This is a genomic window from Psychromonas sp., from assembly GCF_983033635.1.
This window is the reverse complement of the sequence record NZ_CEZLMY010000032.1, coordinates 22,816-27,403: the sequence shown is the minus strand read 5'-3', so window position 1 is coordinate 27,403 and position 4,588 is coordinate 22,816. Positions and strand designations below refer to the sequence as shown.

General features: G+C 39.8%; 5 protein-coding genes and 1 pseudogene. 5 read left to right on the top strand and 1 reads right to left on the bottom strand.

The window, feature by feature from the left end:
* The 5 genes and pseudogenes from AC4GME_RS06705 to AC4GME_RS06685 form a co-directional block, all read left to right on the top strand.
* Positions 1–75: pseudogene (locus tag AC4GME_RS06705) on the top strand (methylation site containing protein); the annotation flags it as partial.
* A gap of 397 nt (positions 76–472) precedes the next feature.
* The gene (locus AC4GME_RS06700; protein ID WP_490376013.1) at positions 473–1,336 is read left to right on the top strand and encodes a nuclear transport factor 2 family protein; all 864 of its coding nucleotides are present in this window, start codon (positions 473–475) and stop codon (positions 1,334–1,336) included.
* Between the two features lie 75 nt (positions 1,337–1,411).
* Entirely contained in the window at positions 1,412–1,873 is a 462-nt protein-coding gene (locus AC4GME_RS06695; RefSeq protein ID WP_490376014.1) for a MoaF-related domain-containing protein, read from the top strand.
* Positions 1,874–1,974: 101 nt separating this feature from the next.
* Entirely contained in the window at positions 1,975–2,859 is an 885-nt protein-coding gene (locus AC4GME_RS06690; protein ID WP_490376015.1) for an AraC family transcriptional regulator, read from the top strand.
* 89 nt (positions 2,860–2,948) lie between these two features.
* Complete coding sequence (locus tag AC4GME_RS06685) at positions 2,949–3,812, top strand: nuclear transport factor 2 family protein (protein ID WP_490376016.1); 864 nt, start codon at positions 2,949–2,951, stop codon at positions 3,810–3,812.
* Between the two features lie 128 nt (positions 3,813–3,940).
* On the opposite strand, the gene AC4GME_RS06680 is transcribed toward AC4GME_RS06685, so the two are convergent.
* A partial coding sequence (locus AC4GME_RS06680; RefSeq protein WP_490379166.1) for a type III PLP-dependent enzyme domain-containing protein occupies positions 3,941–4,588 on the bottom strand: 648 nt, incomplete at its 5' end.

Genomic DNA, 4,588 nt, shown 5'->3' with positions numbered 1-4,588 from the left:
TGTTATTTCAAATACACCCAGGCATCCGCTGCAAATATTCCGCCAATTTATGACATGGTAGATAGTGGCTGTTAGGTTGTTTTTAGCGCAAAAAATTTCTCCAGCAGTCTAGCTGTGTTTAAAGCTTATTAATAGATCTAACAGATCTCAACTCGATTACGCCTACCTTTTTTAGCTTTGTACATTGCCGAGTCAGCGGCTTCGAACAAGGCTTTTATGCTAAATTTCAGCCAGTAATGCTTTTTATTTTGACAATAAAAATGCAAACCCAGTTATTTCGGTCCATAAACCAACGTTGCAATGGAAAATCGTTAAATCAGATTTGTAAACTTGCCTGTAATCAAAGCTTATTGTTTTTCAATTCAAAAAAACTCGTAGGTTCGATATTTACCATTTATTGGCAGGCAATTACCTGCCGGGAACAGCTCCCTATCGTTATTCTAAGCCCATCAACAATAACGGAGAAAATACTATGGAAAAGAAGGTTTCATTAATATTAGCGGCTGCACTGTTTTCAGTAACGGCCTGCACATCTACGCTTACAGAACCGGAGAATAATATGGGCATTTCAAATAAAGAAAAAGCAATCGCAGTACTAAACAGTATAGAAACAGGTGATCAGCAGGCGATCGCATATATTAACCCGTTACAGTATACCCAGCACAATTTAGCTGTGGGTGACGGTCTGGCCGGATTCGGAGCAGTATTACAGGCATTGCCGAAGAACAGCGCGAAAGTAGATGTTGTACGGGCATTGGCAGATGGTGATTATGTTTTCACTCATACGGATTACAACTTTTTCGGGCCAAAAGTCGGGTTCGATCTGTTCCGTTTTGAAGACGGTGTGATTGTCGAACATTGGGATAACCTGACGGTAAAATCAGAACAACCGAATCCAAGTGGCCGTACGCAGTTAGACGGTACAGTTGAGATTACTGATTTAGACAAAACAGAGGAAAATAAAGCCCTGGTTACCGATTTTGTCGACACAATTTTAGTCAAAGGTGAATTCGATAAGTTAACTAACTACTTTGACGGTGATAACTATCTGCAGCACAACAGCGCCATTGCCGATGGTTTGTCCGGGCTAAGTAATGCTTTAGCTGCTATGGCGGAGCAGGGCGTCACAATGGTGTACAGCAAGAATCATATTGTATTAGGTGAAGGTAACTTTGTACTGAGTATCAGTGAAGGAACATTTGCCGGTGAAGTGACCTCATTTTATGATCTGTTCCGCATTGAAAACGGCAAAATAGCTGAACACTGGGATGTAATGGAAACTATCGCACCTAAAGATCAGTGGAAAAATGTAAACGGCAAATTCGGTAACTTGTAATCTCTTGTATAAATAATAATAAGATGCAGCATAACTTTAGAGTTGTGCAGCATATCTCACAGTAAGGTATTAACTATGAAAACTTTTATAGCATCACTTATTCTTGTTTCTACTATGTTTTCTGGGGCTGTATCAGCTTCAGAAAACAGTTTCGGCGGTGCTGTTCCGTTTAAAAGCACATCAGATAAAGCAGAGAATGTGCAGCATTTATTGGATGGCAGCAGCATCGAATATCAGTATCAGAACGGCTGGGCTATTCATATGGAGCTGTACAATGGTCTGTTAAAATATGAATGGATTGCCGGACCGATGAAAGGAAACAGCAATAAAGATCTGCCGTATCGTTCCCGTAAAATCGGCAGCAAACAGTATATGATTAACTGGTATGAACAATCCAAACCTGATTTTGTTACACTTGTTTTTAACTTTGATACTAATGTTATCTATTCATCGGGCTTAATAATGATCGGGACCGATAAACAATTCAGCATCTTTGACGGTGGCATTATTGACCAGTCTACCTTGGTCGAAAAATAAAATTCATATATTGTGAAGCGCAGACGTTAAGACGATGCGCTTCGTTCTGCTCTAATTTAATTCGTTATCCGTTATTGCATAACAAGGCTATTTGAAGATTTATGGAAAATTCTTTAGAGATACCCAAGGTAGAATTTCGCTTTCCGAGTGCCGGAAATCCCGGGCTTGAAGTTTTAGATCTTGAGACCCTTTATAAGCGGATGTCACAGTGTAAGCATAATTCGTCTCAGCCGCACAGGATCAAGTTTCACTGCCTGATTTATATAACTCAGGGTGAAGGCGCGCACTTTATCGATTTTAATGAGCACCCGTATCAGGCGGGCAGTTTTATATTCGTTAATAAAAATCAGGTTCATGCATATGATCTTACAAGTCGTCCGCAGGGAAAAGTGATGTTTGTTACTGAAGAGTTTATCGATACCATCCGCGCTAATATCCGCCTGCCGTTTTTTACTCCTACGCATTTAGTTTCTTCATATTTACCTGTTTTGACCCTTAATCAGTCATTGAAAGAAAGCTGTGAAGCGCTGCTGCACGAAATCAGCAAAGAACAAAACAGTTCGAATTGTGATAACTTGCTAGTACAGTTACTTTTTTCCGCTTTGCTGCTAAAGCTGACCAGAGAAAGAGTCAGTGATCATTCTGAGCATTTAAGCGAAGCGCGAGCGCAGAAATTTACTCAGTTTATGTTATTAATTGAGGACCATTTTACCGTTACTAGAGATGCGTCAGCCTATGCTGAAATGATGCATATTACCTACAAATCGTTAAATCAAATCTGTAAATTGGTTTGTAATCAAACCGCCAAACAGCTGATTGATGCGCATACTATTCTGGAAGCAAAGCGTAAGCTGATCGTGGATAGTTATCAGGTACAGCAGCTCGCTTATCAGCTGGGGTTCGATGAAGTTACTAACTTTGTTAAATACTTCAAAAGACACACTCTGCTCACTCCTTCCCAGTTCAAAGAGTGCTTTCAAGGTTAGAAAATTACCATTTTTTGGCCAATAATGACCTGCCAGGATTAGATCTCTGTTGTTATTCTAAATGCATCAATAACAACGGAGAAAACCCCATGAATAAAAATATAGCTATCACTCTAACTGCCGCACTGTTTTCATTAACAGCCTGCAATTCCAATATTACAACTCCAGACAATGCGATCGGTATTTCTAATAAAGAAAAAGCAGTTGCCGTACTAAACAGCATAGAAACAGGCGATCAAGAAGCGATTGCTTATATTAATCCGTTACAATACACCCAGCATAATTTATCTGTCGGCGATGGACTGGCTGGATTTGGCGCTGTACTACAAGCATTGCCGAAGAATAGTGCGAAAGTAGATGTTGTACGGGCATTCGAAGATGGTGATTATGTTTTCACTCATACAGATTACAACTTTTTCGGTCCAAAAGTGGGGTTCGATCTGTTCCGTTTTGAAGACGGTGTTATTGTCGAACATTGGGACAACCTGACGGTCAAATCAGAACAAGCAAATCCAAGTGACCGTACGCAATTAGACGGTGCAGTTGCAATTACAGATTTAGATAAAACTGAGGGAAATAAAGCATTGGTTGCCGATTTTGTCGACACTATTCTAGTGAATGGGAAATTTGATAAATTAGGTAATTACTTTGACGGTGATAACTATCTGCAACACAACAGCGCCATTGCAGACGGTCTATCGGGGCTCGGAAATGCGTTGGCAGCTATGGCGGAGCAAGGTGTCGAAATGATTTATACCGAAAATCATATTGTATTCGGTGAAGGTAACTTTGTACTGAGTATCAGTGAAGGTACCTTAGCTGGAGAACTGACCTCATTTTATGACCTGTTCCGCATTGAAAATGGAAAGATTGCAGAGCACTGGGATGTTATCGAAGCGATTCTTCCGATAGAGCAGTGGCAAAATGATAACGGAAAATTCGGTAATTTGTAATTTGTAAATTGTAAATTGTAAGATAAGCAGTAATAGAGTATAACCCATAATGGTTATGCTCTATTACTCACCATAAGGAATTAATAATAAATCGTTTTTGCATCGCTTATAGTCGTTTTTCGTGTTTATTAGCACTCAGTGTTAATCTTCCCTAAACTGCCTTTAAAATCATCGTATCCAAACTCTTGTAAAAGTTCGATTTTTCCATCAATACGTTGGAAATAGATACTTGGCATTTTCAGGCCGTTAAACCAATTTAGTTTCACCATAGTATAACCGGCTGAATCCATCAGATGCAGTTTTTGACCTATCTGTAATGGTTGCTTAAATTGCGTTTCACAGAACTGATCCCCTGCTAAACAGGAGCATGAACCAATTACGTATGGGAACTTACCCTCTACTGATGCTTCACGCACAGAAGCGGGTTCATTATAGATTAAAGTATCTAAACGATGTGCTTCGGTGGCGCTATCTACAATTGCAGTTTGTTTTCCATTTTCAACAATATCAATGACGCTGACCACAAGGTCGGTAGTGCGAGTGATGATTGCTTCGCCTGGCTCCAGGTACAGTTGAATTTGATGTTTTTCGCTAAAGGCTTTTAGTGCCAGCCCCAGTTTTTCAATCGGGTAACCGGGGTAAGTAAAGAAGATACCCCCACCTAGACTCAACCATTTCAGCTTGTTTAAATATTGTGAAAATGTGCTGGAAATATGATCTAAAATAGCGATAAATGCATCAACGTCTTTGTTTTCACAATTCATATGGAACATAAA

What these genes read in the sequence shown, in the direction of transcription:
- AC4GME_RS06700 (WP_490376013.1), top strand. Translation starts at nt 473, where the DNA reads ATGGAAAAGAAGGTTTCATTAATATTAGCGGCTGCACTGTTTTCAGTA.
- AC4GME_RS06695 (WP_490376014.1), top strand. Translation starts at nt 1,412, where the DNA reads ATGAAAACTTTTATAGCATCACTTATTCTTGTTTCTACTATGTTTTCT.
- AC4GME_RS06690 (WP_490376015.1), top strand. Translation starts at nt 1,975, where the DNA reads ATGGAAAATTCTTTAGAGATACCCAAGGTAGAATTTCGCTTTCCGAGT.
- AC4GME_RS06685 (WP_490376016.1), top strand. Translation starts at nt 2,949, where the DNA reads ATGAATAAAAATATAGCTATCACTCTAACTGCCGCACTGTTTTCATTA.